At 68.0% G+C, this 1428-nt stretch carries 1 protein-coding gene; it reads left to right on the forward strand.

Annotation, left to right across the window (positions count from 1 at the left end):
* Positions 1-207: 207 nt before the first annotated feature.
* Positions 208-1410, forward strand: coding sequence for an IS110 family transposase (locus tag ACFUUZ_RS31680; protein WP_378702720.1), 1203 nt, complete (start codon positions 208-210; stop codon positions 1408-1410).
* Positions 1411-1428 lie beyond the last annotated feature (18 nt).

Below are 1428 nucleotides of genomic sequence, written 5' to 3' on the forward strand. Positions count from 1 at the left end.
CTCCGTAAGTTGTCAGGCGGCCCAGGAGGGTCGGATGTGGCTGATCGGTTCTTGCCTGTAGTGGCTTTCAAGGAGTGGCCGTCCGGCCCTCCGGGGTGCCCTGGCTGCTGATTGAGATATGCGCGCGATACGTGGTCGCTGATTACGGAGACGACAGCGGGGTGCTCCTCGGACCGAACCTGTGCCGTAGCGAGCGAGGAGTGTGCGGTGACCCCACCACGGGCCCGAGCGTGGGCCGGTGTCGATGCCGGTAAAGGCCACCATTGGGCAGCGGTCGTCGACGACACCGGGGCCATCCTGTGGTCGAAGAAGATCGACAACGACGAGGCCGCGATCCTGACCGCATTGGGTGAGATCCTCGCCCTGGCCCAGGAGGTGTCCTTCGCCGTCGATATCTCCGGTACCGCCTCGGCGCTGCTGTTGGCCCTGCTCGCCGCCCACGGCATCGGTGCGGTCTATGTGCCCGGGCGCACCGTCAACCGCATGGCGGGCGCCTACCGAGGGGAAGGCAAGACCGACGCCAAAGACGCCTATGTCATCGCTGAGACATCTAGACACAGAAACGATTTCGCGACCATCGACGTGTCCGCGCAGCTGGCCGCCGACCTCGCCCTGCTGACCGCGCACCGCGCCGACCTGGTCGCCGACCGGGTCCGCATGATCAACCGACTGCGCGATGTGCTGACCGGGGTGTTCCCCGCACTGGAACGCGCCTTCGACTACAGCGCCCACAAAGGGGCGTTGATCCTGCTCACCGGGGTTCAGACCCCGGCCGCGATCCGCCGCCGCGGCCACACCCGGCTGACCGCATGGCTGACCAACCGCGGTGTCCGATCGGCCGAGACGGTCGCGGCCACCGCGATCACTGCCGCGGCCGCCCAACACACCACACTGCCCGGCGAAGCCGTGGCCGCGCAGATCGTGGCCGAGCTCGCACGAGCGATCCTGGACCTCGACGACCGGATCAAACGCCTCGAGACCCAGATCCGGGAAACCTTCCGCACCCACCCACACGCCCAGGTCATCGAGTCGATGCCCGGGATCGGACCGATCCTGGGAGCCGAGCTGGTCGTCGCCGCGGGCGATCTGGGGTCCTACACCGATGCCGGACACCTGGCCTCGGCAGCCGGGCTGGTGCCGGTCCCGCGAGACTCCGGCCGCCGGAGCGGGAACCTGCACCGCCCCAAACGCTACAGCCGCCGGCTGCGCAGGGTGTTCTACCTCTCGGCACAGACCAGCATCATCCGCGACGGACCCAACCGGGACTTCTACCTCAAGAAACGCGGCGAGGGCTGCCTGCACGTGCAAGCGGTCATCGCCCTGGCCCGGCGGCGAGTCTCGGTGCTGTGGGCGTTGCTGCGCGACCATCGGATATTCACCCCCGCTCCACCGGTCGCGCTCCCGGCTTGACAACTTCATTGAGACTCC

It is taken from the genome of Nocardia sp. NPDC057353 (genome assembly GCF_042667085.1).
Classification (GTDB): Bacteria; Actinomycetota; Actinomycetes; order Mycobacteriales; family Mycobacteriaceae; genus Nocardia.